The organism is Streptomyces sp. NPDC050164 (genome assembly GCF_044459945.1).
Classification (GTDB): Bacteria; Actinomycetota; Actinomycetes; order Streptomycetales; family Streptomycetaceae; genus Streptomyces; species Streptomyces coeruleorubidus_A.
Genome location: NZ_JBITJK010000018.1, coordinates 68,192 through 93,798, shown reverse-complemented (window position 1 = coordinate 93,798; position 25,607 = coordinate 68,192). Strand labels below are relative to the sequence as shown.

25 protein-coding genes are annotated in these 25,607 nt (G+C 71.5%); 12 read left to right on the top strand and 13 right to left on the bottom strand.

From position 1 onward, the window contains the following. Nucleotides 1-52: 52 nt before the first annotated feature. Nucleotides 53-406, bottom strand: a complete 354-nt coding sequence (locus ACIBNA_RS23725) for a hypothetical protein (RefSeq protein ID WP_399167131.1) — start codon at nucleotides 404-406, stop codon at nucleotides 53-55. Nucleotides 407-519: 113 nt separating this feature from the next. On the opposite strand from ACIBNA_RS23725, the gene ACIBNA_RS23720 reads away from it, so the two are divergent. Then, nucleotides 520-750: a DUF2277 domain-containing protein gene (locus ACIBNA_RS23720; RefSeq protein ID WP_399167130.1), complete on the top strand. Its 231-nt coding sequence runs from the start codon at nucleotides 520-522 to the stop codon at nucleotides 748-750. 37 nt (nucleotides 751-787) lie between these two features. On the opposite strand, the gene ACIBNA_RS23715 is transcribed toward ACIBNA_RS23720, so the two are convergent. The 5 genes from ACIBNA_RS23715 to ACIBNA_RS23695 form a co-directional block, all read right to left on the bottom strand. Continuing rightward, nucleotides 788-1,384 (bottom strand): DedA family protein, encoded by a 597-nt coding sequence (locus tag ACIBNA_RS23715; RefSeq protein ID WP_399167129.1) that lies wholly within the window; start codon nucleotides 1,382-1,384, stop codon nucleotides 788-790. Nucleotides 1,385-1,640: 256 nt separating this feature from the next. Further along, nucleotides 1,641-2,093 carry a DoxX family protein gene (locus tag ACIBNA_RS23710; protein ID WP_399167128.1) on the bottom strand — a complete coding sequence of 151 codons (453 nt, stop codon included), beginning with the start codon at nucleotides 2,091-2,093 and terminating at the stop codon, nucleotides 1,641-1,643. 80 nt (nucleotides 2,094-2,173) lie between these two features. Continuing rightward, a complete protein-coding gene (locus tag ACIBNA_RS23705; RefSeq protein WP_399167195.1) occupies nucleotides 2,174-4,096 on the bottom strand; it encodes an FAD/NAD(P)-binding protein in 1,923 nt (640 codons plus the stop codon). A 222-nt stretch (nucleotides 4,097-4,318) separates the two neighbouring features. Further along, nucleotides 4,319-5,956 (bottom strand): alkaline phosphatase D family protein, encoded by a 1,638-nt coding sequence (locus ACIBNA_RS23700; protein ID WP_399167127.1) that lies wholly within the window; start codon nucleotides 5,954-5,956, stop codon nucleotides 4,319-4,321. A 78-nt stretch (nucleotides 5,957-6,034) separates the two neighbouring features. Continuing rightward, nucleotides 6,035-6,679 (bottom strand): HNH endonuclease family protein, encoded by a 645-nt coding sequence (locus ACIBNA_RS23695; protein ID WP_399167126.1) that lies wholly within the window; start codon nucleotides 6,677-6,679, stop codon nucleotides 6,035-6,037. A 218-nt stretch (nucleotides 6,680-6,897) separates the two neighbouring features. Here ACIBNA_RS23695 and ACIBNA_RS23690 point away from each other — a divergent pair, with 218 nt between their 5' ends. The 4 genes from ACIBNA_RS23690 to ACIBNA_RS23675 all read left to right on the top strand — a co-directional run bounded on the left by ACIBNA_RS23690 (nucleotide 6,898) and on the right by ACIBNA_RS23675 (nucleotide 10,999). Further along, nucleotides 6,898-7,473: an IS607 family transposase gene (locus tag ACIBNA_RS23690; RefSeq protein ID WP_399167125.1), complete on the top strand. Its 576-nt coding sequence runs from the start codon at nucleotides 6,898-6,900 to the stop codon at nucleotides 7,471-7,473. After that, nucleotides 7,466-9,100: an IS200/IS605 family accessory protein TnpB-related protein gene (locus ACIBNA_RS23685; protein WP_399167124.1), complete on the top strand. Its 1,635-nt coding sequence runs from the start codon at nucleotides 7,466-7,468 to the stop codon at nucleotides 9,098-9,100. The genes ACIBNA_RS23690 and ACIBNA_RS23685 overlap by 8 nt, the downstream gene beginning before the upstream one ends. Before the next feature lie 288 nt (nucleotides 9,101-9,388). Further along, the gene (locus ACIBNA_RS23680; RefSeq protein ID WP_399167123.1) at nucleotides 9,389-9,970 is read left to right on the top strand and encodes a TMEM165/GDT1 family protein; all 582 of its coding nucleotides are present in this window, start codon (nucleotides 9,389-9,391) and stop codon (nucleotides 9,968-9,970) included. Between the two features lie 369 nt (nucleotides 9,971-10,339). Continuing rightward, complete coding sequence (locus ACIBNA_RS23675) at nucleotides 10,340-10,999, top strand: HAD family hydrolase (RefSeq protein WP_399167122.1); 660 nt, start codon at nucleotides 10,340-10,342, stop codon at nucleotides 10,997-10,999. Between the two features lie 66 nt (nucleotides 11,000-11,065). Here the strand turns inward: ACIBNA_RS23675 and cpt are convergent, their stop codons facing one another. Both cpt and ACIBNA_RS23665 read right to left on the bottom strand, forming a co-directional pair. Beyond that, nucleotides 11,066-11,596, bottom strand: coding sequence for a chloramphenicol phosphotransferase CPT (gene cpt, locus ACIBNA_RS23670; RefSeq protein ID WP_399167121.1), 531 nt, complete (start codon nucleotides 11,594-11,596; stop codon nucleotides 11,066-11,068). Nucleotides 11,597-11,623: 27 nt separating this feature from the next. Then, nucleotides 11,624-12,454: a peptidoglycan-binding protein gene (locus ACIBNA_RS23665; RefSeq protein WP_399167120.1), complete on the bottom strand. Its 831-nt coding sequence runs from the start codon at nucleotides 12,452-12,454 to the stop codon at nucleotides 11,624-11,626. A gap of 1,466 nt (nucleotides 12,455-13,920) precedes the next feature. Between ACIBNA_RS23665 and ACIBNA_RS23660 the strand changes: the two genes are divergently transcribed. The 3 genes from ACIBNA_RS23660 (at nucleotide 13,921) to ACIBNA_RS23650 (ending at nucleotide 17,385) form a co-directional block, all read left to right on the top strand. Continuing rightward, entirely contained in the window at nucleotides 13,921-15,972 is a 2,052-nt protein-coding gene (locus ACIBNA_RS23660) for a DHA2 family efflux MFS transporter permease subunit (protein ID WP_399167119.1), read from the top strand. Between the two features lie 180 nt (nucleotides 15,973-16,152). Further along, nucleotides 16,153-16,869 carry a hypothetical protein gene (locus ACIBNA_RS23655; protein ID WP_399167118.1) on the top strand — a complete coding sequence of 239 codons (717 nt, stop codon included), beginning with the start codon at nucleotides 16,153-16,155 and terminating at the stop codon, nucleotides 16,867-16,869. Nucleotides 16,870-16,875: 6 nt separating this feature from the next. Further along, entirely contained in the window at nucleotides 16,876-17,385 is a 510-nt protein-coding gene (locus ACIBNA_RS23650; RefSeq protein ID WP_399167117.1) for a hypothetical protein, read from the top strand. Nucleotides 17,386-17,395: 10 nt separating this feature from the next. Here ACIBNA_RS23650 and ACIBNA_RS23645 read toward each other — a convergent pair whose 3' ends face one another. Beyond that, nucleotides 17,396-17,803 (bottom strand): DUF1992 domain-containing protein, encoded by a 408-nt coding sequence (locus ACIBNA_RS23645; protein WP_399167116.1) that lies wholly within the window; start codon nucleotides 17,801-17,803, stop codon nucleotides 17,396-17,398. A gap of 88 nt (nucleotides 17,804-17,891) precedes the next feature. Here ACIBNA_RS23645 and ACIBNA_RS23640 point away from each other — a divergent pair, with 88 nt between their 5' ends. Then, nucleotides 17,892-18,284 (top strand): hypothetical protein, encoded by a 393-nt coding sequence (locus ACIBNA_RS23640; RefSeq protein ID WP_399167115.1) that lies wholly within the window; start codon nucleotides 17,892-17,894, stop codon nucleotides 18,282-18,284. A gap of 16 nt (nucleotides 18,285-18,300) precedes the next feature. Here the strand turns inward: ACIBNA_RS23640 and ACIBNA_RS23635 are convergent, their stop codons facing one another. Both ACIBNA_RS23635 and proP read right to left on the bottom strand, forming a co-directional pair. After that, entirely contained in the window at nucleotides 18,301-18,972 is a 672-nt protein-coding gene (locus tag ACIBNA_RS23635) for an O-methyltransferase (protein WP_399167114.1), read from the bottom strand. A 103-nt stretch (nucleotides 18,973-19,075) separates the two neighbouring features. Next, entirely contained in the window at nucleotides 19,076-20,449 is a 1,374-nt protein-coding gene (proP, locus tag ACIBNA_RS23630; RefSeq protein ID WP_399167113.1) for a glycine betaine/L-proline transporter ProP, read from the bottom strand. Nucleotides 20,450-20,736: 287 nt separating this feature from the next. Between proP and ACIBNA_RS23625 the strand changes: the two genes are divergently transcribed. Next, nucleotides 20,737-22,776, top strand: coding sequence for a phosphatase PAP2 family protein (locus ACIBNA_RS23625; protein ID WP_399167112.1), 2,040 nt, complete (start codon nucleotides 20,737-20,739; stop codon nucleotides 22,774-22,776). Nucleotides 22,777-22,807: 31 nt separating this feature from the next. On the opposite strand, the gene ACIBNA_RS23620 is transcribed toward ACIBNA_RS23625, so the two are convergent. Continuing rightward, nucleotides 22,808-23,218 (bottom strand): ATP-binding protein, encoded by a 411-nt coding sequence (locus ACIBNA_RS23620; RefSeq protein WP_399167111.1) that lies wholly within the window; start codon nucleotides 23,216-23,218, stop codon nucleotides 22,808-22,810. 93 nt (nucleotides 23,219-23,311) lie between these two features. Between ACIBNA_RS23620 and ACIBNA_RS23615 the strand changes: the two genes are divergently transcribed. Both ACIBNA_RS23615 and ACIBNA_RS23610 read left to right on the top strand, forming a co-directional pair. Continuing rightward, nucleotides 23,312-24,160, top strand: a complete 849-nt coding sequence (locus ACIBNA_RS23615) for a helix-turn-helix domain-containing protein (RefSeq protein ID WP_399167110.1) — start codon at nucleotides 23,312-23,314, stop codon at nucleotides 24,158-24,160. Beyond that, complete coding sequence (locus ACIBNA_RS23610; protein ID WP_399167109.1) at nucleotides 24,120-24,401, top strand: DUF397 domain-containing protein; 282 nt, start codon at nucleotides 24,120-24,122, stop codon at nucleotides 24,399-24,401. The genes ACIBNA_RS23615 and ACIBNA_RS23610 overlap by 41 nt, the downstream gene beginning before the upstream one ends. Here the strand turns inward: ACIBNA_RS23610 and ACIBNA_RS23605 are convergent. Then, nucleotides 24,385-25,554, bottom strand: coding sequence for a steroid 3-ketoacyl-CoA thiolase (locus tag ACIBNA_RS23605; RefSeq protein ID WP_399167108.1), 1,170 nt, complete (start codon nucleotides 25,552-25,554; stop codon nucleotides 24,385-24,387). The genes ACIBNA_RS23610 and ACIBNA_RS23605 overlap by 17 nt on opposite strands. Nucleotides 25,555-25,607: the final 53 nt, after the last annotated feature.

The window sequence follows — 25,607 nt, the reverse complement described above, 5'->3', positions numbered from 1 at the left end:
AGGATCCCGCACCACCAGCAGGCCATCGGGAACAGCGGCCGACCTTCAGCCGCTACGACGTCCCGTCGGTCTCCTCCGGCGGAGCCTCGTGCGCGTGTTTCAGTGCCGAGCGGGCCGACACCCGCTCGGGACCCGTGAGTTCGGACCAGTAGCGGTGCGTGCTGACGAACACCGCGAGCTCGTGTTCACGCCGCCGGAGCTTTTCCACTTCGGCCTGTTCGTCGGCTGTCCAGCCGGGGGAGGCGGGGCGCTCCACCTTGCGCCAGCCGTTGTCGTCGCTGAAGCCGTCCAGTGGTTCCACCGACCAGGGGAGTCGCTTCAGCAGGGCCGACAGCTCGGCCCGGACCTGATGGAGTTCCTCCTGACCGGCGAGGAGGTCACTCGGAAAGTCATAGGTCGTTGCCACGGCCCAATGATACGCCTGTTCGAATTGAGTGGGCGAGTTTGCTCCCGTGGTTCATGCGAACGAGTGTTCCTCGTTCGTTCCCGGCAGAGGGGCGCAGGGGTGAGACTGGAGGCATGTGCCGGAGTATCAAGACCCTTCGTCCGCCCGTGATGCCCGAAGAGGCCACGGAGGCGGACATTCGGGCTGCCGCGTTGCAGTACGTGCGGAAGGTTTCGGGCTTCCGCGCCCCCGCCGCTCACAACCAGGAGGTGTTCGACCGCGCCGTGGAGGCCATCGCCCAGGCCACGGCCGAGTTGCTGGACGGGCTGGAGGTCCGTGGCGCCCGGGCCCAGCGGGCAAGCTAGCGCCGACTGACCCACAGGGCACCTCCCAACCCCAGGTCTACGACGCCCGCGGCTCCCTGCGCATCAGGTACGCCGCGCCCGCCCCCGCCCCGAACAGCGCCCCCACCGACACCGCCGTCCCCAGCCAGCTCGCGCCCAGCCATTGGGCTCCGAACCAGCCGAGGGCGACGCTGTACGTGGCCCAGGTGAGGCCCGCCAGGGCCGACCAGGGCAGGAAGTCGCGGGCGCGGCGGTGGGCGGCGCCTGCGCCGAGGGAGACGACCGAGCGGCCGGCGGGGGCGAAGCGGGCGAGGACGACGAGGGCGCCGCCGCCCCGCGCGAGGGCCGTGCCGAGACGTTCCTGCGCGGTGGTCAGGCGCCGGGAGCGGGAGATCGCCCGGTCCAGACGTTCGCCGCCGCGCCAGGCGAGGCGCCAGGCGGCCAGGTCACCCAGGACGGAGGCGGTGGCCGCGCAGAGGGTCAGCACCAGGATGTCGGGCACGTCGGCCGCCGAACCCGCGGCCGCCGCCGTCGCCGCCGTGATCACCAGGACACCGCTGGGCAGCACCGGCAGGAACACGTCGAACAGGACCGACAGGGCCACCACCGCGTAGATCCATGGGCTGCCAAGCAGCGACCCCACATGCTCCAGCACCGCAACTCCCCGTTGGTCCCCCGTGGGCCAGACCGTGCCGCGGTGGCGCGGCGGAGCGGCAGGAGTGGCCGATGACAGCCATGCAGCGTACGCCTGGGGTGTGACGGGCGGTTCACGGGGGGCTCGTACGTTCGGTACCGAGTGTTCACCTCGTCCCGAGTCGTCACCCGGCTGCCGTGTCCCGGCGTATACGCCAGAGCGGCGCCTCCCCGCACGCAAGGGGAGGCGCCGCTCTGCCCGGCGCGGTGCGGGCGGGTCAGGCCACCACCGGTGTCTGGTCCGTGGACTGCCGTCCCTGCGCCGACGTTCGCCTGGCCAGCAGCCGGTCCACGCCGAACGCGCCGGAACCCGTGAAGATCAGCAGGAACATGGACCAGCAGTACATGGCCGCGCCCTCGCCGCTGTTCTCGATCGGCCACAGTCCCTGCGGCTGGTGGACCTTGAAGTACGCGTACGCCATCGCGCCGGAGGCGATGAACGCCGCGGCGCGGGTGCCCAGGCCCAGCAGCACCAGGCTGCCGCCGACGAGTTCGATGACGGCCGCGTACCAGTTCGGCCAGGCGCCGGTCGCCGCCGTGCCGCCCTTGCCGTCCGCACCTCCGAGGACACCGAAGAGCGCGACGGCGCCGTGGCAGGCGAAGAGCAGGCCGATGACGATCCGGAACAGTCCGAGAGCGTACGGCTGCGCGCCGTTGAGGCGTGCGGTCATGTGGGGGTCTCCTTCGGTCGGCCGGCCAGGGGAGGGCCGGTCGGGGGACGGAACCGATGAGTAACCCACGTTAGGTGCGCCTAATCGATGCTTGCAAGTTCAACATTGGGCCAATGGTTTACCTGCTGTTGGGGCTCACTTTCGGTCGCAGTCGCACGTAGAGCCGCTCTCGCCACCGCGTCCGCGTCCGAAAGCATGACTGAATCCACACCCGGACGAGCCCCCGCCGCCGTCACCCAGTGCACGCCCTCCGTCGGCACGCCCAAGGCGAACCGCCTGGCGTGCGGGCCTCCTTGGCGGTCTATCAGGTGGTAAGGGCGTGGTGTGACATCCAACCCGCCTGTCTCATAACCGTCGACGGTGTGCGGACGGCACTGCCCGGTCCGCAGCAGCCCCGCGAGGAGGGCGTCGGCTGTTCTCCGCAGGTCGGTTTCCGGCAGACGGGCCTCTATGAGGGTTGTCACACGGACGACCGAACCCGGCACGTCGGGTGAGTGTGCCGCCCAGGCTCCGTCCACCTCCGTCACCTTCAGGCGCGGCCCGAGCACGCGCACCACCCCCGCCTCCACCAGGGCCGCCAGCTCCTCGATGCGGCGCCGGGGCGGGCCGATGGACAGGAAGGCGTTGAGCGGGGTGTACCAGCGGTCCAGGTGGTCCCGGCGGGAGAGGCCGGCCAGGCCGCCGTGGTCGACGATCAGCCGGAGCTCGTTGCGCAGGTCGCGCAGCACGTCGAGGGCCGCCTTCAGCGGGCCGCGCACATTGCCCAGGGCGGCCTGCGCGGCGTCCTCGCGCAGGTACGACAGCAGCCAGTCACGCCACTGGCCGGGATGCGCGAAGTCCCGTCCGGCATACGGCCGGGAGATCCGCTCCCAGGACCAGCGGTCGGCGTCCGCCACGCCGAACTCGCCCAGCAGCACCGCCTCTTCGGGGTCGCCGTGCGGTACGGACAGGAAGTGACCGGTGAACTCCTCGCACCGTCGCGCGGAAACTCCCGCCCGCCGGAGCAGCGCGGTGCAGTACACCGTCTCCACCTCCTTCGCGACCAACGGCCATATCTCCGCCAGGAAGTCGGGCGCCTCCCCGGAGTCGGCGCGCTTGCGGAAGCCCGCGATCACCTCCGGTGTGAGGACCAGCGGGACGTGCCGGCCGTACGCCCCCTTCGCGTTGTCGCCGCGGGCCTGGTACGGGACGCCCCGCCGGGAACCGGCGTACAGCCGCGGCTCGCGGCCGGAGGGGAGGTAGCGCAGGCCCTGGGCGTCCCGTACGAAACGGCCGCCGCGGCCGGTCGTCAGCAGGGCCGTGTGGTCGAAGAAGTTGAGGCCGAGGCCGCGCAGCAGGACGGGGTCGCCGGGCGGTACGGAGGACAGGTCGACGTCGGCCGGGTTGGCGGGCGGCACGTGGCGCAGCCCGTGGTGTGCGGCGTGGGCCGCCAGGCGCCGCTGGACCGGGTCCGCGGTCGTCGGCAGGTGCCCCTGGGTCAGGACCACGGCGGACAGGCCGGTCAGGATGCGGCCGTCGTCGAGGGCGAGGGCCTGGCGGCCGCCGGGGGTGTCGTCGAGCCGTACCGCGCGTGCCCGGTGCGTCTCGACGCGGACGGTCGCCGGCGCGTCGCGTACGACCTGCGCGAACACCCACTTCAGATAACGGCCGTAGTCAGCCCGGGTCGGGTACTCGTCCGGGCCGAGCGTGCCGCGCGCCCACTCATGCAGGCTCGGGCCCGGGCGGATCGGGCCCGAGCAGTCCACGCTGTCGTCGGTGAACAGGGTCACCTGGCAGGCCACGGTGTTCATCAGCAGCTCGGGCGACTGGTCGGTACGCCAGACGCGGCCGGGCCCCGGCGGATCCGGGTCGATGACGTGGACCGTCAGCCGGGCCCCGGGCGGGAGGAGTTCCGGTGCACAGGCGCAGAGGCGTTCCAGGACGCTGGTGCCGCGCGGCCCGGCGCCGACCAGGGCAATGGAGAACGGTGCGGGTTCCTCGGCCGGTGCGGATCCCTCCGGCAGGGTCTCCTCCGGTACGGATTCCTCGGTCGACGCAGGCAAGGGTGGTACTCCCGGGCGTGTGGGGCGCGTTCGGCGGTCCGCCGGTGGGGAAGCGGACGGTCCGCCTCATCATGCCGTCGCCGGAGTGGGAACCGAGGCTCGTGGTCAAGGATTGACGTTCGCTGTGGGATGCGTCACGAGCATCACGGGGCACAGGAGCAGTAAACGGGCGGAACGGGTCCGTTACGGGGCAAGCTCGGAGTCGAGGAGCGTCGTCAGGCGTGGGCCCTTGCCCTCCCGGGCGCGTGCCTGCTCCAGTCGCAGCCGTGCCGAACGGCCGCGCAGGGTCAGCGTCATCAGCTGGTTGCCGAACCAGGGGCCGCCCGTCTTGCGCCAGCCGACCGGCGGCCGGGGGAGGCGTCCGTGCCGGGCGAGGCAGCGGCCGAGCGCGCGTGCCACCGCGGTCCAGCCGACGCGGAAGCCCATCCGGATCGACAGGGGGACGGAGTTGTGGACGGGCGAGCAGACGAGCTGCACCACCCGGGCGTCGGGGCCCGGCCCGGGCCACGAGGGCTCGGCGATGTAGGCGTGGTGCACGTCCCCGGACAGCACGCACACGGTCGCAGGGGCGCCTCGCCCCGAGCCGGCCTCGGCGATCAGCTCCGCGAGCCCGGCGAACGACTCGGGGAACGCCGACCAGTGCTCCAGGTCGGCGGCCCGCCGCACCTTCTCCCCGAACCGCGCCCAGCGCTCGCCGCGCTCGCCCCGGCACAGCGCCGCGTTCCAGCCCTCGGCGTCGTGCACCAGATGCGGCAGCAGCCAGGGCAGCGAGGTGCCGAGGAGGAGGTGGTCGTACGACCCGGGGCTGTCCAGCACCTGCTCGCGCAACCAGGCGTCCTCACCCGGGACGAGCATCGCGCGGCTGCCCTCGTCGAGGACCCGGGCCGCCCGGCTGTCGACCATCAGCAGGCGGACGCGCCCGAAGTCGCGCCGGTAGCTCCAGCGGGCCGTGGCCGGATCGGCGTCGGCCCGGGCGGCGAAGGTGCGCAGCACCTCGGTGCCGTCGGGGACCTTGCGGACGGCCTCGTACACCGGGTCGGCCGCCAGCTCCTCCGGTGAGAGGTTCCCCAGGTGCTGGTGGACCCAGTACGACATCAGCCCGCTCAGCAGCCGCTCCCGCCACCAGCCGGTGGCCCGCATGTCGGCGAGCCAGGCGGCGGAGGTGTTCCAGTCGTCGACGACGTCGTGGTCGTCGAAGATCATGAAACTGGGCACGGTGGACAGCAGCCAGCGGATGCGGGGGTCGAGCCAGGACTCGTAGTAGAGGTGCGTGTATTCCTCGTAGTCCGCGACCCCGTTGCCCGGCGGGTCGTTCAGGTCGCGGCGGGCCGCCAGCCAGCGCTGCGTCGTCTCGGAGGTCTCGTCGGCGTACACCTGGTCGCCGAGCAGCAGCAGGACGTCGGGCCGCTCGCCCTCCGGGGCGGCCACGAGGCGGGTGGCCAGCGCGTCCAGGGCGTCCGGGCCGACGGGGTCGTGTCCGCCGGCGGGAGGGGCGGCCCAGCGGCAGGAGCCGAAGGCGACGCGGAGGCCGCCCTCGCCGCCCGGCGCGTGGATCGCCGAGGGCGGGAAGGGGGAGTCGGGCAGCGGCCACACGGGGGTGTCGTCGAGGAGGACCTCGTACGTCGTGGACGTGCCGGCCGTGAGCCCGGTCACCGGGATCAGCGCGTAGTGGTGGCCCGCCACCTGGAAGGTCGGGGCCGTGCCGCCGGCGCCGTCGGCGCAGCGCACCGCGGCCGTGCACGGACGGCTCGTCTCGACCCATACGGTCGCGGACGAGCCGTCGGTGTACCTCAGCAGCGGTCCGAGCCGCAGTCCGGCCATCGTGGCCCCCTCTCCGTCGCCCCGTACGGTACGGAACGACGGAGGTCAGCGGGGAGGTCCCGACACGTAAATCGCGTGTCAGCAGTTCGCGAGGTGGTTCTGGAGCGCGGACTTCTCGGCCGAGTCGACGGAGAGGTCGTAGTAGTACTTCACCTGGACCCAGGCGCGGACGTAGGTGCAGCGGTACGTCGTCCGGGAGGGCATCCAGGTGGCCGGGTCCTGGTCGCCCTTGGCCTGGTTGACGTTGTCGGTGACCGCGATGAGCTGCGGGCGGGTCAGGTCGTTGGCGAAGGACTGGCGACGGGAGGTCGTCCAGGAGTCGGCGCCGGAGTCCCAGGCCTCGGCCAGCGGGACCAGGTGGTCGATGTCGACGTCGGAGGCGGCGGACCAGGTCGCGCCGTCGTAGGGGGAGTACCAGCTGCCGCTGGTGGCGGCGCAGGAGGAGTCCTGCTGGACGTTCGAGCCGTCGCGCTTGAGGACGACCTCGCGGGTGTTGCAGGAGCCGGACTGGGTGATCCAGTGCGGGAAGAGGTCGCGGTTGTAGCCGGTGCGGTCCTCGGTGGCCACGGTGAGCGAGGCGAGGTAGGAGCGGGCGGTGGCCCCGCTGACGGGGGTGGGCAGGGCGGCGGAGGCGGCCGGGCCGTTGAGAAGGCCGGCCGAGGCTATGAGACCCGTGAGGCCCGCGAGTATGCTGAGCCGTCGACGCGCGTAGAACTTCGGCATGCGAACTCCCTTGTGGGGTGGGGGCGTTGGGCTGCGAGCGAGGGAATGCTCGTCGCGCCTTGTTGCGGGGAGGTGTGCGCCCGGTGAGAAGTTAGTGACGCGGTCATGACATGACAAGGTTCACGGCGGAACTTTTCGCTCCAGGGGTCTCCACCTGCTGGTCCTCGAAGTCGGGTAAGTGAGCGTGACCATGTATGAGTGAGTGTCGTTGTCAGAGCGTGAATCTGACGGAATGGGCGAAGACGCAGGGCGTGCATCCGCAGACCGCGTATCGCTGGTTCCGTGAGGGGACGTTGCCGGTACCGGCTCAGCGGGTCGGGCCACGCACGATCCTGGTGAACATCGACGCGAACACCACGCCCGAGGCCATCGGCGGTCTGGGTCTGTATGCCCGCGTGTCCTTGCACGATCAGAAGACGGATCTGGAACGCCAGGTCGCTCGGCTGTCGGCGTGGGCAGCGAAGGCCGGTCACCGAGTCGTTCGTGTTGAGGCGGAGATCGCTTCCGGGATGAACGGCTGCCGTTCCAAGGCCCGGCGTCTGCTGGCCGACCCGAACGTGACCTGTGTGGTGGTGGAGCACAAGGACCGGCTCGGCCGGATGAACGTCGAGCTTGTCGAGGCTGCCTTGTCCGCGACGGGCCGTCGGCTGCTGGTCCTGGACGACGGCGAGGTCGAAGACGACCTGGTGCGGGACATGGTGGAGGTGCTGACCTCGTTCTGCGCCCGCCTGTACGGGCGCAGGTCGGCGAAGAGCCGCGCCCGCAAGGCACTGGAAGCCGCCGAAGATGGCTGACCTCCGCCCGATCGCCGCGCCGTTCGTCGCTCTCGGCCCGTCCGGTGTGGCGGTACGTACCCGGCTGAGGGGCCTCACGCCCGAGGATGAGAAGGTTCTGCGCTTGGTGGGTGCGCACCTGGGCTCGCTCGCCTCGAAGGACCTCAAGGCGCGTTGCATGGAGGGCCTGGAGCACTCCACCGAGTCATGGGCGGTCCGCAAGCGGGACCTGACGGCCGAGTCGTCGTCCAGGTGGGCCGGGTCGATCACGAAGGCCACGCATGAGCAGTGGGCACTCGCCCGGCGCGGCCAGGCCGCACACGTGCAGTCCCTCGAAGCCGGTATCACGACGATCCGACACCGGCTGTCGCTGCCGGTCGGGCACAAGGGCACCAAGCCGGCTCCGGGCGGCTACCGCTCCGCGCACGAGTGGTTCCACAAGACGCGACGGCTGCATGTGCTGGAGGACCGGCTGGAGCAGGTCCGGGCCGACCGGGCAGCGGGCCGGGTGCATGTCGTGCGTGGCGGCAAACGTCTGCTGGGCACCCGCCACAACCTCGATGCGGCGCAACTCACCGAGGCCGGGTGGCGTGAGCGGTGGGAAGCCGAGCGCTGGTTCCTTAAGGCGGACGGCGAGTCGGGGAAAAGGTTCGGCAACGAGACGATCCGCATCACGCCCGAGGGTGAAGTATCGATCAAGCTCCCGGCCCCGCTCGCCGACCTGGCGAACGCCAAGCACGGCCGGTACGTACTCGCTGCGCAGGTGCGGTTCCCTCACCGGGGGCAGGAGTGGGCCGACCGCGTGGAGGCCAACCGGGCCGTGGCCTACCGCATCCTCCCCCACTCTCGGCTTCGCTCGAGCGGGGGCACCCCCATCGACACGCAGCGCGGGCGCTGGTACGTGAACGCCTCCTGGCAGATCCCACCCACCAAGACCATCCCACTCGAAGCCGCCCTTGCCGAGGGCGTGATCGGCGTGGACACCAACGCCGACCACCTCGCCGCATGGCGCCTGGACACTCACGGCAATCCGATCGGCCGGCCGCGCCGGTTCTTCTACGACCTGTCCGGCACCGCCCAGCACCGCGACGCCCAGGTACGGCACGCCCTCACACGGCTGCTGAACTGGGCCAAGACCTGCGGCGTCAAGGCCATCGCGGTCGAAGACCTCGACTTCCAGGCCGAGAAAACCAGAGAGAAGCACGGGCGCAAGCGCCGATTCCGCCAGCTCATCTCCGGCATGCCGACCGGCAAGCTCCGCGCCCGGCTGACCTCCATGGCCGGCGCCACAGGTATCACGATCATCGCCGTGGACCCGGCCTACACCAGCAAGTGGGGCGCCCAGCACTGGCAAAAGCCGATGGCCGGCCCCACTCGTAAAACCACCCGGCACGATGCGGCGAGCATCGCGATCGGACGACGCGCCCAGGGACACCCGATCCGGCGACGGACGACACCGCCCCGTGCACACCAGAGCGATGTGCACGGGCATCGGACCGTCCAGGCCGACCGGCGCGCCCCTGGGCGTGAGGGACCCCGCCCCCGCATCCCCGGACCACGGACACGATCCGTGCCGCCAGACGCGGCGAGTACGCGGGCGACCAGGACACCCAAAACCGTTCGGAGTGTCCGCAGTGACCAGGTATGAGTCCAAGACTCACTCCTGCTCACTGATTAGGAACGGTCTCGCGTACCATGGACGGCGCAGAAGGGGAGTAGCTCTTCGCCGGACCGTCGACATACTGCTCAGCCCGCCTGAGCCGGCGCCCGGAGGCAGGTCCTACTGGTCCGTCCAGGGGCCCCGCCAGCGAGACCTTCGGCAAGCAGTGCACGCCCGTGCTCCACGGCACGGGCGCCGAGTGTGCTGCCGTGCCGAGGTGTCCAGCGTGAAGATCCAGCACTCTCGGTGGGGCGGCCCCGACCGATTGAGGAACCCTTGATCAGCCTGACCGTGACGGCCGTCGTCTTCGGCGTCGTCTTTCTCGCCGAACTGCCGGACAAGACCGCCCTGGCCGGCCTCGTCCTCGGCACCCGCTATCGCGCCTCCTACGTCTTCGCCGGTGTCGCCGCCGCGTTCGCGCTGCATGTCGCGCTCGCCGTCGCGGCCGGCAGTGTGCTGACGCTGCTGCCGCAGCAACTCGTGCACGCGCTCACGGGTGTGCTCTTCCTGGGCGGGGCCGCGATGCTGCTGATGAAGAAGGACGAGGGCGAGGGGGAGGTCCGCAAGCCGGAGGACCAGTCCTTCTGGAAGGTCTCGGGCGCCGGCTTCATGCTCATCCTGGTCGCCGAGTTCGGCGATCTCACGCAGATCATGACGGCGAACCTGGCCGCCCGCTACGACGACCCGCTCTCCGTCGGCCTGGGCGCGGTGCTCGCGCTGTGGGCGGTGGCCGGGATCGGCATCGTCGGTGGAAAGGCGCTGATGAAGAAGGTGCCGCTGCGGCTGATCACGCAGATCGCGGCGCTGGTGATGCTGGCTCTCGGGGTGTGGAGCCTGTGGGAGGCCGTGACCGGGTGAGCCGGGGCTAGGGCCTGTCGTTTGGATCACGCCGCAGACGCGGGGTCTGGCGCGCACCTCTACGGCGTTGTCATCGGTTGCCGACGCTCCGCGTCGACGCCCTCCTCCGCCTTGCAGCTGCATGCACCAGGCCCCGCTCACCGGCGCTGAAGAGGTGCCGTCGATTCCCTGCGACCTGATCCAAACGACAGGCCCCAGGAGAACGGTGGGTGAACGTCTGCGGGGGGCCTGGCGCGATCCGGGGATGTTTTGTACCGTGGAGAAACAAAGTGGCCCTCGCCCGTTTTCCCTGACCGGCGGGCGGGGCCGCCTTGTTCCTCCGGGGGCTGCCGTGTGCCCTCGTCCGCGCCCTGAGCCTTGGAGCTGCCGATGACGGCCACCCCCGTGCTCACCGCCCGCGCCCTCCTGCTGGACATGGACGGCACCCTCGTCAACTCCGACGCCTCGGTCGAACGCGTCTGGCGGCGCTGGTCCGAGCGGCACGGGCTCGACGCGGACGAGGTCATGAAGGTCGTCCACGGACGGCAGGGATACGCGTCGATGGCGCTGCTGCTGCCCGGCCGGCCGATGGAGCAGAACTACGCGGACAACGCCCGGATGCTCGCCGAGGAGACGGCCGACACCGAGGGTGTCGTCCCGATCCCCGGGGCGCCGGAGTTCCTCGCCTCGCTGCGGGGGCTGCCGCACGCGCTCGTGACCTCCGCCGACGTTCCGCTCTCGACGGCGCGGATGGCCGCGGCCGGGCTGGACCTGCCCCAGGTGCGGGTGACCGCGGAGTCCGTCGGGGCGAGCAAGCCCGACCCGGAGGGCTTTTTGAAGGGCGCCGCCGAGTTGGGTGTGGCGCCCGCGGACTGTGTCGTGTTCGAGGACTCCGGGGCCGGGATAGCGGCCGGGCGTTCCGCCGGGATGACGGTGGTCGGGGTCGGGTCCCGGGCCGCGTTCCACGCGCCGGACGTGGTGGTGGAGGACCTCACGCAGGTGCGCGTCCAGGCCGCGGAGGACGGGACGATCCGCCTGTACGTCGGGTGACGAACGCTACGCCGTGCGACGAGCGCTACGTCAGGTGACGAACGCTCGGGGACGTCGTCGGGTCGGTCAGACGTGGGCGGCGATGGTGCGCGCACACACCAGGGACTCGGTGTGTGTGGTGTCCACCTCCAAGTCGTAGCACACGCCCTCGTGCACCAGGTGTGCCTGTGACGCGGCCATGCCCCGGACCCGGTCGCCCCGGGCGATCTCACGCCCCGCGGCGACCGCGCTGTCGCATCTGACGCCGACCCACAGCACGTCGAGTCCGGCCAGGGCCTTCTGCCAGCGCTGCCGGGAGTGCGGTCCGCCGAGGAAGACGTCGTCGACGATGATTCTGGCGCCGGCGCGGGCCATCGCGGCGATGCCCTCGGTCCAGGCCGCGTCCAGTGCGCGGAACTCCGCGCCCACGCTCACCCCGCCGTCCGCCGCGAAGCTGATGCCGCCGTCCGAGCCCCGCATCTTCGCGGGCAGCGCCTCGACGAACGAGTCGATGCCGAAGGCCGGCCACGGATCCGGCAGCACCTCTTGCAGGCACCGTACGATCCCGGACTTGCCCGAGCTCGAACCGCCGTTGAGAACGATCACCTGAGTAGCCACGGCGTCACAGTACGGCGGCCGGGCCGGTCACGGATCCTCGGTTTCCGACTCCAGCTTCGCCCGCGTCTCCCGGTCGTAGACGCCGAGGTCGTCGGTCTGGATGCCGCGCGACCACTGGTAGGTACGGACGGCCTCCTCCAGCCGGCTGTCGTAGTCGCCGTCGGTGTCCTCGTCGTAGAGGTACAACTGGCTCAGCCGGAGCTGGAGTTCGGTGACCTCCGGGCCGCGGTCGCCCAGGCGCAGGACGGTGGGACCGCCGCTCTGGCGGGAGTTGCCCGGGGGCCCGTTCTCCGGGCCGGTGGCAGTGGCGGACGTCCGGGGTGCCGACGGGGTGGCCGACCGCGACGGGCTCGGCGAGGCGCTCGGCGTGGACGGCGACGGGGAGGCCGACGGGCTCCCGGTGGCCGACGGCGCCGGGGGGGCCGACGGGGTGGCCTGTGCGCTACTCACCGGTGGCGTGGACGCCGCGCTGCTCGACGGCGCGTCCGGCACGCTCGCCCGGAGGTCGTCCGGCAGCGCGGAGTTCCGGGACGGCGCCTCGTAGGAGAACAGCCCGCTCGCGTACCCGGCCGCGGCCACCACGGCGACACAGGCTCCGGCGGCCGCGGCGAGCAGCGCGGTACGCCGCCGACGCCGGGGCCTCCGGCCGGCCTCGTCCAGTTCCGGCACGCTCCGGTCCCGTCCCCCCGCACCGTCGAAAAGACGCAGGTCGGTGACGCTGGGTTCGGTCGCGGCGGGGGCCAGGGGCGTCGGGAGTGTCGGGAGTACGGAGGTGTCCGGGGAGGCCGGCAGCCCGGGAGTGGCCGGCGAGACCGGCAGCACGGCGGTCGCGTCCGGGTCGACCGGGCGCAGGGGCATGGTGGCGTCGGTGGGGGAGGGCGGGGACGCGGCACCTTCCGCGCGCGGGGCTTGCCCGGAGGTCGTCACGGGCCGTCGCGGGGCGCTTTCGGGCGTCCGCGCGGGGCCGTCGGTACGTGGGGGCTCCGCCGGGTGGGTCTGGGGCGGCTGCGGGGTGTCGTCGGCTGCCCACCCGGGGCCGTCGGTGTGCGGGGGTTCCGCAGGGTGGTTCTGGGACGGGGGCGGGGCGCTGTCGGCCGTCCGCCCGGAGGTCCACCGCGGGGGCTCGTCAGCCGTCCGCGCGGGGGTCCGTCGCGGAGCGCCTTCGGTCGCCCGCGCGCGGGTTTGGGCGTGTGAGGCCTCCGCGTGCGGGGGCGCGGTCGGACCGTCCGTGTGGGTTGGTCGCGGGGTGCCTTCTCCTGCCCGGGTGGGAGCGTCGGTGCGGGAGGTCTGGGCGTGCGGGGGCGAGGTGGAGTGGTCCGCCGGGGACGGCTGTGCGGGGCCGTCTGGGCGCGGGGGCTCCGCAGGGTGTGTACGGAACCGTCGCGGGGCGCCTTCGGTCGCCCGGGTGGGCAGCTCGGGGCCCGGGGCCTTCGGGTGCGCGGGCGTGGGCGGGCCGTCCGTGTGGGTTGGTCGCGGGGTGGCTTCTCCTGCCCGGGTGGGAGCGTCGGTGTGGGAGGGCTCCGCAGGGTGTGTCTGGGACGGTCGCGGGGTGGCTTCTCCCGCCCCGGCGGGAGCGTCGTCAGGTAAGGCCTGGTCATGGCGGGGCGAGGCGGAGTGGTCCGCTGGGGACGGCTGTGTGGGGCCGTCGGCGTGTCGGGGCTCCGCAGGGTGGAGACGGGACGGTCGCGGGGCCTCGTCGGCCGCCCGGCCGGGGGTTTGCCGCGAAGTGCCTTCCATCGCCCGCGCCGGGGCCTGGGCGGGTGCGGGCGGGCTGTCCGCGCGGGTGTGCCGTGGGGTGCCTTCGGACGCCTGAGTGGGTCGCTCCGGGTCCGCGGCCGTCGCGTGCGGGGGCGTGGGCGGGAGGTCCGTGCGGGTGCCTCGCGGGGCGCCTTCGGCTGGCCGCGCGGGTGCGCCGGGGTGCGAGGGCGACGTGGTCCGGGCCTTTGCGGAGGGGCGTCGTGGGGTGTCGCCGTGCTCGGGGGACTGCGGGAGTTCGACGTAGGGGCGGATCCGGAGCGGGTCGAAGTCCTCCGCTGCTGCCGCCTCGGTCGTGCGGGCGTTGCGGAGGGCCTCCGCGGCGCGCTGGGTGCAGGTGCAGGACGGGGTGTTGTCCGGCTGTCTGGGCGTGCCGCACTCCGGGCACGGGTGGCCGTTCGGCTGTTCCACGCGTTCCTCCCTCCCCTCGCGAACTCCAGAGAATATCCAGATGTTCTCCACAGTGTGGGCGGCGATCCCCGGAATGAAAGCTTCCAAAAGGACTCGGCGGGCCATAACACGTCACACCGGTCACGATGGAAAATGTCACAGGACCCTCGGGAGGTCGCATGGCTGGGCATGCGCACGTCACGAAGGCGCCGGACCAGGGCGCCGCCGTCCAGGAGCAGGTGTCCGGGAACGTACTGGTCTCCATCGGCGCCCTGCTCCTCGGGATGCTGCTCGCCGCCCTCGACCAGACCATCGTGTCGACCGCGCTGCCCACCATCGTCAGCGAGCTCGGCGGCATGGATCACCTGTCCTGGGTGGTCACCGCCTACCTGCTGGCCGCGACCGCCGCGACCCCGCTGTGGGGCAAACTCGGTGACCAGTACGGCCGCAAGCGGCTGTTCCAGACGGCGATAGTGATCTTCCTCGTCGGCTCCGCGCTGTGCGGCACGGCGCAGGACATGACCCAGCTCATCGCCTTCCGGGCCGTGCAGGGGCTCGGCGGTGGCGGGCTGATGGTGCTGTCGATGGCCATCGTGGGCGATCTCGTCCCGCCTCGCGAACGAGGGCGCTACCAGGGGCTGTTCGGGGCCGTGTTCGGGGCGACGAGTGTGCTCGGGCCGCTGCTCGGCGGGCTGTTCACCCAACATGTGAGCTGGCGTTGGGTGTTCTACGTCAACCTGCCCGTCGGGATCGTGGCGCTCGCCGTGATCGCGGCCGTACTGCACATCCCGCGCCGGGCGCAGCGGCACGTCATCGACTACCTCGGCACGTTCCTCATCGCGGCCGGCGCCACCTGCCTGGTACTCGTCGCCTCCCTCGGGGGCACGACCTGGGGATGGGGGTCCGCGCAGATCGTCGGGCTCGCGGTGCTGGGCGTCGTCCTCGCCGCCGTCTTCGTGGCCGTCGAACGTCGGGCCGCCGAACCCGTCCTGCCGCTGAAGCTCTTCCGCGTCCGCACCTTCACGCTCGCCGCCGTGATCAGTTTCGTCGTCGGCTTCGCCATGTTCGGCGCGATGACCTACCTGCCGACGTTCCTCCAGGTCGTGCAGGGCGTGAGCCCGACCATGTCCGGTGTGCACATGCTGCCGATGGTGCTGGGCCTGCTGCTGGCCTCGACGGCCTCCGGGCAGATCGTCAGCCGGACCGGCCGCTGGAAGGTGTTCCCGGTCGCGGGCACCGGCGTCACCACCCTCGGGCTGCTCCTGCTCCACCAGCTCGACGAGCACAGCTCCACCGCCGAGCTGAGCGGTTTCTTCTTCGTCTTCGGACTCGGACTCGGCCTGGTGATGCAGGTCCTCGTGCTCATCGTGCAGAACGCCGTCCCGTACGAGGACCTGGGCGTCGCCACCTCCGGCGCCACCTTCTTCCGCTCCATCGGCGCCTCGTTCGGCGTGGCCGTCTTCGGCACGATCTTCGCGAACCGGCTCGGCGACCAGCTCACGGACGCCTTCCGGGGAGCCCGGCTGCCGCCCGGCGTCTCCGTGGCCGCGCTGGAGGCCGACCCGCGCGGCATCGCCGCCCTGCCGCCCGGCCTGCGCCCGCCGGCCCTGCACGCCTACGCCGTGTCCATCACGGACGTCTTCCTGTACGCCGCCCCCGTCGCGCTCCTCGGTTTCGTGCTGGCCTGGTTCCTGAAGGAGGACCGGCTGCGCGGCTCGGTCACCGCACCCGACGTCACCGAGACCCTGGCCAGCAACCCCGTCCAGCGGTCCTCGTACGACGAGGTGTGCCGTGCGCTGTCGGTGCTCGGCACCCGCGCGGGGCGGCGCGACATCTACCGGAAGATCACCGCCCGGGCGGGCTACGACCTGCTGCCCGCGGCGAGCTGGCTGCTGCTGCGGATCAGGCGGTACGGCTCGGTGGAGCCGGCTGTGCTGGCCGAGGGGGTGCCCGTGTCGCTCCCCGTGATCATGGAGGCCACCCGGCAGGTCGAGGAGCGGCGGCTCGCCGTGCGCCGGGGCCTGGACATGGTCCTGACCGACCGGGGACGCGAGGTCGCCGAGCGGCTGGCCCAGGCCCGTGAGGAGTCCCTCGCCGAGCTGCTCGGCGACTGGTGGGGGCCGGAGCGGCCGACCGATCTGGTGCAGCTCGTGCGGGAGCTGAACGGCGAGCTGTGCGGCTCCAGGCGGGAGCGGCCGTCCGAGGCGCGTGCGGTGGAGCACCTCGTGTGAGGCGCCGTCGGCCGGGCGGGGTCGGGTGAGGTGCTTGGAAGCCAGTGCCCCGACCGGGAGCGCGGCGCTCGCGCCCCCGGGGGCGGTCCGGGCGCCGTTTGGCGGCCTGCTTCCGGGCTACCCGGTCGGCGAACCGGCTCGCGAGGAGAGCCGGTTGGGCCGAGAACCCGGAAGGCATTCATGTCCACTGGCCTGATCATTGCTCTGATCGTGATCGCGGCGGCCGTCGTCATCATCGCGGCCGTCATGACCCTGCGCGCCCGAGGGGCTCGGCGTGGCCCGAGCCTGAAGCGGCGCTTCGGACCCGAGTACGACCTGGCCGTCGCCCGGCACGACGGCGACGCCAAGGCCGCCGAGCGCGAGCTCGCCGAGCGCGTGGAGCGCCACGGCGACCTGCGCGAACGAGCGCTGGAGCCGGCGCAGCGCGAGCAGTACGAGGCGCGCTGGACGGCCGCCCAGGAGCGGTTCGTCGACTCGCCGCGGGAGGCGGTCGCCGAGGCGGACCGGCTGCTCGCGGAGCTCGCCGGTGCCCGGGGCTTCCCGGACGGCGGGCAGTACGAGGAACAGCTCGCCGCGCTGTCCGTGCACCACGCCCACCACGTGGACGGCTACCGGCGCGTGCACCGCGCGGCGCACCTGCGCGCGGACGACGCCCGGGACGGCGGCACCGGTACGGAAGACATGCGTGAGGCCATGGTGGCGGCCCGCGCCCTGTTCGAGGAGCTGGTGCGGCCGGCCCGCCACGACGGCGGAAGCCACGCCGCCGGCCCGCACCTGGGCGGACGCCATGAGGGCGGACGGCACAAGGCCGGGCTGAACGGCGGCCGCAAGGCTCCGGCCGGCCGCGGCGGGCACATGCCGTGGGCGCTGCACCGACGTCAGGCGAAGGAGAGTTGAGATCCGATGTCCGACATGATCCGACCGCCCGGCGACGACACCCCCGAGGCACGAGGCTCCGCCCACCCCTCCGCCCGCGGCACCGCCGGCCCTGACGCCCGCGGCACCGTCGGCCCTGACGCCCGCGGCTTCGACACCCCCGACGCCCGAGGCGAGACCGCCCTGGGCACCGGCCACGGCACAGCTCCCTCTGGTTTCCCGGAACGGGAAGGCGCCTCCCACGGCACGCACCTGCTCCCCCACGACGAGTCCGACAAACTCGTCTCGCAGTTGCACCACGCCGTCGCCGAGTTCGTCGACGCGCCCCGGGCCGCCGTCGAGGAGGCCGACCACGTGCTGGAGGAGATCGCGGCCCGGTTCACCGAGGCCGTGACGCAGCGCCGCCGCACCCTGCGCCACTCCTGGCAGTCGGTGGAGGGCGGCGAGGGCAAGCCCGTGTCGAGTGGCGACACCGAGCAGCTCCGGCTGGCCCTGAAGGACTACCGGGAGCTGGCGGAACGGCTGCTGCACGTGTGAGCGGCCCCGTTCATTCGTCCGCCCGGCGCTCCCGCCACTGCCGTACGACGTCCTCGACGTCGTACGGCTTTTTGCCCAGCGGGGGCCCGGGCGGCGGTTTGAACATCATCTCGCGGATCTTGTCGTTGATCTCGCCGATGATCTTCCTGACGGCCTGCTCCGAAGGAGCCGCGTACGCGGTCAGGAGCGCGTCCTCCGCCTCCTTGCGCAGCGCCAGCGTCGGCGGCAGGACCGAGATGCCCTCGCGGGCCATCTTCCGCTTCACCCACCACAGTTCGTCGTAGGTGGCGTCCACATCGGCCGGCAGCGGTTTGCCCGCCCCCGGCAACCGTTCGAACTCGCCGCGTGTCTCCGCATCACGGATCTGCTTGTCGACCCAGGACTCGAAGTCGACGCCGGGTGGCTTTCGCTCGGTCATGAACCCATTGTGCCGGACACCGCGCAGCCGGGCGTTCTATCATTCGGCGGGCTTGCAGACCCACCAGGACGTCTCAGGAGGAGCGCACGTGCTCGAACTCACCATGGCCGCCGTGTCCGCGGCGGAGGAGGGTGCCACGGCCGGAATGCTCATGGCCGACGCGCCCAGCGAGCCGGGCGCCGTGCTGCGGATGGGCCGCGACAAGTCGGTGTGCCGGCTGTCCACGCCGGACGACTGGCTGTTCGTCTCCCGCGTCCACCTGGAGTTCCTGTGCGGGTCCGACGGGACCTGGCAGCTGACCTGGCTGCGCGGCTCCCAGCCCGACCCGTCCTCCGAAGTCCGGCTCACGGTCGGGGAGTACGCCCAGCCCCTCGCCTACGGCGGCACCGTCCCGCTGCCCAGGGGCGGCAGCGGCGAGGTCGTCGTCCAGGACCGCACCGCCCCGCGCAGCGTCAACGTGGGCTTCTACCACGAGGTCTGACAGCCGTCAGGCACGCTCAAGCCAGCACCCGTGCCAGCGCGAACCCGTCGTACCCCTTCATGCCGACCGTCTGGATCGCCGTGCCGCTCAACCGCGGGTGGCTGCCGATCAGTTCGATCGCGGCGCGGGTGCCCGCCACGTCCGGGGCCGTGCTCTGAGCGTCGGTCACGCGGCCGCCGCGGACGACGTTGTCGAGGACGATCAGGCTGCCCGTGCTGGTGAGCTTCAGGGCCCACTCCACGTAGTGCGGGTTGTTGACCTTGTCGGCGTCGATGAAGACCAGGTCGAAGGGGGGCGGGTTCTCGTCGGCCAGCTTGGGCAGCGACTCCAGGGCCGGGCCCACCCGGACCTCGACGAGCTTGTCCAGGCCGGCGCGGGCGATGTTGCGGACGGCGACCTCGGCGTGCTTGGGGTCGTACTCCAGGGAGACCAGCCGCCCGTCGGCGGGCAGGGCGCGGCCCAGCCAGATGGTGCTGTAGCCGCCGAGCGTGCCGATCTCCAGGATGTGGCGGGCGCCCTGGATCTGGGCCAGGAGCTGGAGGAGCTTGCCCTGATTGCCCGCGACGTTGATGTGCGGAAGCCCGGCGGCGTCGCTGTCGCGCAGGGCGGCCGCCAGGGCTTCGTCGTCCGGGGCGAGGCGGGCGGTGAAGTAGGCGTCGACCTCGTCCCAGACGTGCGACTCGCTCATGCACCTCTACCTTTCGTACGCATAGTTAGCATGCCTAACTAGTGGCGAGACGAAGATACGTGGTTCACCGGTTCGCTGTCAGTGGGATTTCGCCCGGCGTGTCTCATCCGGCCACCGAGGGTGCCGAACCCGGCAGCGGACGCCCCGCCGACTCGGCCATGCGCCACACCGCGAAACCGCCGATGACGGCCGCGGCCATCATGTAGTACGCGGGCATCATCATGTTCCCGGTCGCGCCGATCAGGGCCGTGACCACCAGCGGCGTGGTGCCGCCGAACAGGGACACGGAGACGTTGAAGCCGATGGACAGGGAGCCGTAGCGGACCTTCGTCGGGAACAGCGCCGGGAGCGCCGAGGGCATGGCCGCCGTGAAGCAGACCAGCAGCAGGCCGAGGGCGCCCATGCCGAGGGCGACCGCGAGCAGACTGCCCTCGCGGATCAGCAGCAGGGCCGGGACGGACAGCAGCAGGAAGCCCGCGCAGCCGGTGGCGATCACCGGGCGGCGGCCGACCCGGTCGGTCAGCGCGCCGACGAACGGCTGGGCGATCATCATCAGGGCCATCACGCCGAGGACGACGAGCAGGCCGTGCGTCTCGTCGTAGTGGAGCTGGCCGGTCAGGTAGCTCGGCATGTACGACAGCAGCATGTAGTCGGTGACGTTGAAGACCAGCACCAGGCCGACGCAGAGCAGCAGCGCGCGCCACTGGCCGGTGATCATCTCGCGCAGCGGAACCTTGGGGCGGTCGGTCTCGGCCTTCTCGACCTCGGCCGCGAACGCCGGGGTCTCCTCCAGGCGCAGCCGCAGGTAGAGGCCGATGATGCCCATCGGGCCCGCGATCAGGAACGGGATGCGCCAGCCCCAGGAGGTCAGGTCGTCGGCGGAGAGCAGGGCGGTCATCAGCGTGACCAGGCCCGCGCCGCCGATGTAGCCGGCGAGGGTGCCGAACTCCAGCCAGCTGCCGAGGAAGCCGCGCCGCTTGTCGGGGGCGTACTCGGCGATGAAGGTCGAGGCACCGGCGTACTCGCCGCCGGTGGAGAAGCCCTGCACGAGGCGGGCCACGAGGAGCAGGATCGGTGCGCCGACACCGATCGTCGCGTACGACGGGATCAGACCGATCGCGAAGGTGCCCGCGGCCATCATGATCATGGTCAGCGCGAGGACCTTCTGACGGCCGACGCGGTCGCCGAGCGGGCCGAAGACCATGCCGCCGAGGGGGCGGACCAGGAAGGCCGCGGCGAAGGCGCCGAACGTGGAGAGCAGCTGCGCGGTGGGGTTGCCCGAGGGGAAGAAGACCTTGCCCAGCGTGACCGCGATGTAGCTGTAGACGCCGAAGTCGAACCATTCCATCGCGTTGCCCAGCGCGGCCGCCTTCACGGCGCGCTTGACGAGCGCGGGGTCGGTGACGGTGGTGTCGGGGGTTTTCGCTGCGCGGCTCTTGATGCCGGACGCGGGAGCGACGACTGAGACAGTCGACAAGACTCGCTCGCCTACCTTTCGACGGGGACAGGGGCACGGTCCGCGCGGCGGCAATGTCGTACGGGCCGAAAAGCGACGATAGGCGGATAAACGCCCTTTACGGGCAGTGCGCCTTTCGTTGCAGGGTGCATCTAAACACCGGATATGCAGGCACGTATGCCCGGCTGGGAGCGGTTCCCACGGGATCTTGATGTGATCCTTCTCGCGTCACGAGAGGCAACCATCCGTCTCGCGCACTATCGTCAACCGGACAAAGATGTGCATACCGGGTAGAAGGCCGACGGGGCGTGACGAATGCGGACCGCAGCGGACGACCGGCGGAAGCCTTCGGAGCGACAGCCGTCGGCGGAACCCACGCACGCCTGCGCATCGCCTGCCTCGGACTGTGGCTGATCGTCGCGGCCCTCGCCGCACGGCAGGTGGCCGTCGTCCTCGGCAGCCCACGCGGCGAGCGGCTGACGGACCTGGAGACCTGGGCCGGGCCGAACGGCGTACTGCACGTGACCGGCTCGCTCTACGACTCCACCCGCTTCACCGGCACCCCCTTCGGCGGCCTCGTCCTCAAGCCCCTCACCCGTGCGGCCGAACAGGCCCTCGGCTGGGGCTGGACCTTCGGCACGCTGCTGCTGGTCGTCGCCCTCGGCCTGGTCGCCGCCCGCGCCCTGCCCCAGCCCATCGGCCGCCGCACGGCCCTGCTGGCCGCCCCCGTCGCCATCGGCCTGCTCATGCTGTCCCTGCCGGTCCGCAACACCCTGTGGCTCGGTCAGACCAGCATCATCCCGGTCCTGCTCGTCCTGCTGGGCTGCTTCGCCGCCCACGGCCAGCGGACCAGCGGCCTGCTCATCGGCGTCGCGGCCGCGCTCCAGCCCACCCTGCTGCTCTTCACGCCCCTGCTGTGGTTCACCGGCCGCAGACGCGCCGCGCTCTCCACCGGCGTCACCTTCGCCGCCTGCACCGCGCTCGCCTGGGCGGCGATGCCGCACGACTCCCACACCTACTGGGTCCATCACATGGCCGGCGTCGGCCTCGGCGGCCGGGCCGACGACCTCGGCAACCAGTCCCTGCACGGCGCCCTGCTGCGGCTCGGCCTGAACGGCCCCCTGGAGGTCGCGCTCTTCGTGGCGCTCGGCGCGGCCGTCGCCGTCCTGGCCCTGCGCCGCGCCGTGCGCTACGTCGACGACGGCCAGCTCCTCCTCGCCGTCGCGATCACCGGCTGCGCCGCGATCGTCGTCTCGCCCACCGCCTGGCAGCACCAGCTGCTGTGGGTGCTGCTCGCGGTCGTCGGCCGGGCCGGCAGACGCGCCTCGGACCGGTACGTCTGGCCGGTCACCGTCGTCCTGGTCATGACCCTGCAGGCCAGGATGATGCTGCCGGACATGCCGTCGCTGGACCCGCTGCGCACCAACCTCGTCCTGCTCGCCGCCCTCGCCGCCGCCACGGCCGTGCCGTTCCTCTCCCGCACCTCCCCGCACCACCAGTCGCCGACACCGACCGAGTACGCCCCCGCCGCCCCGGCCCGCTTCCGGCACGTCCCGCTCGTGCCCTTCCTGCGCCGGGTCCTCACACGACCGAACCTCCTCCTGGAGCTCCTCCTCATCCGGGTCACCTACGCCGCCTACTCCCAGGTCCGGCTCGCCGCGACCGGCGGCAGCATCTCGGCCGGCCGGGCCGAGGCCGAGGAGAACGGCCGGGAGATCCTCGGCCTGGAACGCGCCCTGCACATGGACATCGAGCACTGGGCCAACCACACCGTCGTCAAGATCGACTGGCTGCGGAACTTCTCCGACTTCTACTACGAGTCGTTCCACTTCGTCGCCCCGCTGACCGTCCTCGCCGTCCTGTACTGGCGCCGCCCCGCCGACTACCGCTGGGCCCGCTCCGCCCTGGGCCTCGCCACCCTGCTCGCCCTGATCGGCTTCTGGCTCTACCCGCTGGCCCCGCCCCGGCTGATGCCGACGCTCGGCTTCGTCGACACCGTCCACGGCGTCCAGGACTTCTCCCAGCCCGACTACGGCACGCTCACGTCCCTGACCAACCAGTACGCGGCAATGCCGTCCCTGCACTTCGGCTGGTCGCTGTGGTGCGGGGTGGTGATCGCCGTCCTGGCGCGCCGGTGGTGGATCAAGGCGCTGGGGATGCTGCACCCGCTGTTCACCGCGACCGCGATCGTCGTGACGGCGAACCACTGGGTGCTGGACGCGGCCGGGGGAGCGGTGGTGGTCGGGGCGGGCTTCGCACTCACCTATCTGCTGTCCGGCCCCCGGGCCGCCACCGCCGCGGCGGCCGAGCGGGAACCCACACCGACCCGAAAACCCGTACACAGTTGACAAGTTGACCCCACAGGCATCCCGACGGCGTTCATGAACCGGGTGCTGTCTCGGCCACGCATTCGAACCACACGGTCTTCCCGCCCTCGCGCCACAGCGACACGCCCCACTTGTCGGTCATCGCGTCGAGCAGCAGCAGTCCACGACCGCCCTCGGCTTCCGGCTCCAACCGGGTGGGGGAGGCGGGCAGTTGATCGCTTCCGTCCGACACCTCCACCCGTACCCCGGCCGGCTGCCGCAGCAACAGCAGCGCGCAGCGGCGGTCCGGGACGTGCTGTACGACGTTCGCCAGTAGCTCGGTCACGCCCAGCTCGACGGCGTCCGACAGCTCGGGCATGCCCCACTCGCTGAGGAACGAGCGGACGATACGGCGGATGTGCCGGGCGTCGTGCGAGCCGACGGTGAGACGCATCGAGTACTGGGCGGGAATGTATTCGTTCACGGGACGAGGCTGACGTGCCGTGACTACTCTGGGCTACGGAACGGATACAACCGGTCCCATAGTGGGCCGAGTTGCGTGAGAGGGGCTTCTGCCGTGACCCACATCAACGCCCTTGACCCGGGTGCGTCTCCGCTCGACTACTACGGCTTCGAGCTGAGGAGATGCCGGGAGGCCGCGGGGCTGACACAGAAGCAGCTCGGGGAGATCCTGAACTACACGGGCTCGCTCGTCGGCCAGATCGAGACGGCCAGGAAACTTCCGACGCCGGAGTTCAGTGAACGGGCGGATGCGGCGCTGGGGACGGACGGTATGTTCTCCCGTCTCGTCGAGCTGGTGCTACGGAGTCGGCTTCCGGCCTGGTTTCAGCAGGTGGCGGAGCTGGAGGCGCGGGCGACGGAGATCTGCACCTTTCAGATGGGCATGGTTCATGGCTTGCTCCAGACCGACGCGTACGCGCGTGCCACCCTCGGTGCGCTGGACCGGACCGACCTCGACGACCGCACCGCCGTTCGCCTGGCCCGTCAGCGCATCTTCGAGAAGGACGAGCCGCCGGTCTTCTGGATGGTGCTGAGCGAGGCCGCGCTGTACCAGGAGATCGGCGGCCCCGAGACCATGCGCGGCCAACTGGCCCACTTGTTGGCCTTCGAGAGCAATCCTCGGATCAACGTCCAGGTACTTCCGTTTTCGGCCGGGGCGCACGCGGGACTGACAGGCTCATTCACCCTCTTCCACTTCACGAGCGACCCGGCCATCGTCTACACCGAGGGCTACGGCAGCGGGCATCCGACCGCGAACCCGGACACCGTCAAGGACTGCTCGCTCCGTTACGATCATCTTCAGGCCGCCGCGCTCTCCCTCAGGGATTCGGCGGAGTTGATCCGGCGAGTGATGGAGGAACGCTATGGCGAGCATCGCGATTCCGGCGGGGACTCAGTGGCGTAAGTCCAGCTACAGCAGCGATCAAGGTGGCGAATGCGTCGAATGCGCGCCGATCGGGGCCCTGGCCTGGCGCGCGTCCACGCACAGCGGCGATCAAGGCGGCAGCTGCGTAGAGATCGCCGAAACCGCGCGTACTACGGTCGCAATACGCGACTCCAAGAACCCGGCGGGACCGATCCTCACCCTCGATCCCGCCACGTTCACCACCTTCATCAACTGGACGACGACTACAACCGTTGAATGATCGTGCCGGTGGCCAAACCGCCGCCCGCGCACATCGTGATCAGCGCGAACTCCTTGTCCGCGCGCTCCAGTTCATGAAGCGCCGTCGTGATGAGCCGGGCCCCGGTGGCTCCCACCGGGTGCCCGAGCGCGATCGCGCCACCGTTCACGTTCACCTTCTCCAGGTCCTGCTCGAAGACCCGCGTCCAGCTCAGTACGACCGACGCGAACGCCTCGTTGATCTCGACGAGGTCGATGTCCTTGAGGGACATCCCGGCCTTGCCCAGCACGGCGTTGGTCGCGTCGATCGGCCCGTCGAGGTGGAAGTGGGGGTCTGCTCCGACCAACGACTGAGCCACGATCCGGGCCCGGGGCCGCAGCTTCAGGGCCCTGGCCATCCTCTTCGACGCCCACATGATCGCCGCCGCCCCGTCGGAGATCTGCGACGAGTTTCCGGCCGTATGGACCGCCGTCGGCATGATCGGCTTCAACGCGGCCAGCGCCTCCGCCGTCGTGTCGCGCAGGCCCTCGTCCTTGTCGACCAGGCGCCACATGCCCTGCCCGGCGTGCTGCTCCTCCTCCGTCGTCGGCACCTGGACCGCGAACGTCTCTCGTTTGAAGCGCTCCTCCGCCCAGGCGTGGGCGGCCCGCTCCTGGGAGGCCAGGCCCAGGGCGTCGACGTTCTCGCGGGTCAGGCCACGGTGGCGGGCGATGCGCTCGGCGGCCTCGAACTGGTTCGGCAGGTCGACGTTCCACTCGTCGGGGAACGGCTTGCCCGGCCCGTGCTTCGAGCCCGACCCGAGCGGCACCCGGGACATCGACTCCACGCCGCAGGAGATGCCGACGTCGATCACGCCCGTGGCGACCATGTTGGCCAGCATGTGGGAGGCCTGCTGGGAGGACCCGCACTGCGCGTCCACGGTCGTCGCGGCCGTCTCGTAGGGAAGCCCCATCGTGAGCCAGGCCGTGCGCGCGGGGTTCATGGACTGCTCGCCGGCGTGGGTGACCGTACCGCCGACGATCTGCTCGACGCAGTCGGCCGGGATACCGGTGCGGCCGAGGAGCTCGCGGTAGGTCTCGCCCAGGAGGTAGGCGGGGTGCAGGTTGGCGAGCGCGCCGCCGCGCTTGCCTATGGGGGTGCGTACGGCTTCGACGATCACGGGTTCGGCAGCCATGGGTGCGGGTCCTCTCCGGGAGGCTACGCGGAACTAGTACGCGTTCTAGTTCT

Coding starts and splice junctions, on each gene's coding strand:
- ACIBNA_RS23720 (WP_399167130.1), top strand. CDS start 520: ATGTGCCGGAGTATCAAGACCCTTCGTCCGCCCGTGATGCCCGAAGAG.
- ACIBNA_RS23710 (WP_399167128.1), bottom strand. CDS start 2,093: ATGACCGCACGCCTCAACGGCGCGCAGCCGTACGCTCTCGGACTGTTC.
- ACIBNA_RS23700 (WP_399167127.1), bottom strand. CDS start 5,956: ATGGCCGGACTGCGGCTCGGACCGCTGCTGAGGTACACCGACGGCTCG.
- ACIBNA_RS23695 (WP_399167126.1), bottom strand. CDS start 6,679: ATGCCGAAGTTCTACGCGCGTCGACGGCTCAGCATACTCGCGGGCCTC.
- ACIBNA_RS23685 (WP_399167124.1), top strand. CDS start 7,466: ATGGCTGACCTCCGCCCGATCGCCGCGCCGTTCGTCGCTCTCGGCCCG.
- ACIBNA_RS23675 (WP_399167122.1), top strand. CDS start 10,340: ATGACGGCCACCCCCGTGCTCACCGCCCGCGCCCTCCTGCTGGACATG.
- ACIBNA_RS23665 (WP_399167120.1), bottom strand. CDS start 12,454: ATGCCCCTGCGCCCGGTCGACCCGGACGCGACCGCCGTGCTGCCGGTC.
- ACIBNA_RS23660 (WP_399167119.1), top strand. CDS start 13,921: ATGGCTGGGCATGCGCACGTCACGAAGGCGCCGGACCAGGGCGCCGCC.
- ACIBNA_RS23655 (WP_399167118.1), top strand. CDS start 16,153: ATGTCCACTGGCCTGATCATTGCTCTGATCGTGATCGCGGCGGCCGTC.
- ACIBNA_RS23650 (WP_399167117.1), top strand. CDS start 16,876: ATGTCCGACATGATCCGACCGCCCGGCGACGACACCCCCGAGGCACGA.
- ACIBNA_RS23645 (WP_399167116.1), bottom strand. CDS start 17,803: ATGACCGAGCGAAAGCCACCCGGCGTCGACTTCGAGTCCTGGGTCGAC.
- ACIBNA_RS23635 (WP_399167114.1), bottom strand. CDS start 18,972: ATGAGCGAGTCGCACGTCTGGGACGAGGTCGACGCCTACTTCACCGCC.
- ACIBNA_RS23610 (WP_399167109.1), top strand. CDS start 24,120: ATGGCGAGCATCGCGATTCCGGCGGGGACTCAGTGGCGTAAGTCCAGC.
- ACIBNA_RS23605 (WP_399167108.1), bottom strand. CDS start 25,554: ATGGCTGCCGAACCCGTGATCGTCGAAGCCGTACGCACCCCCATAGGC.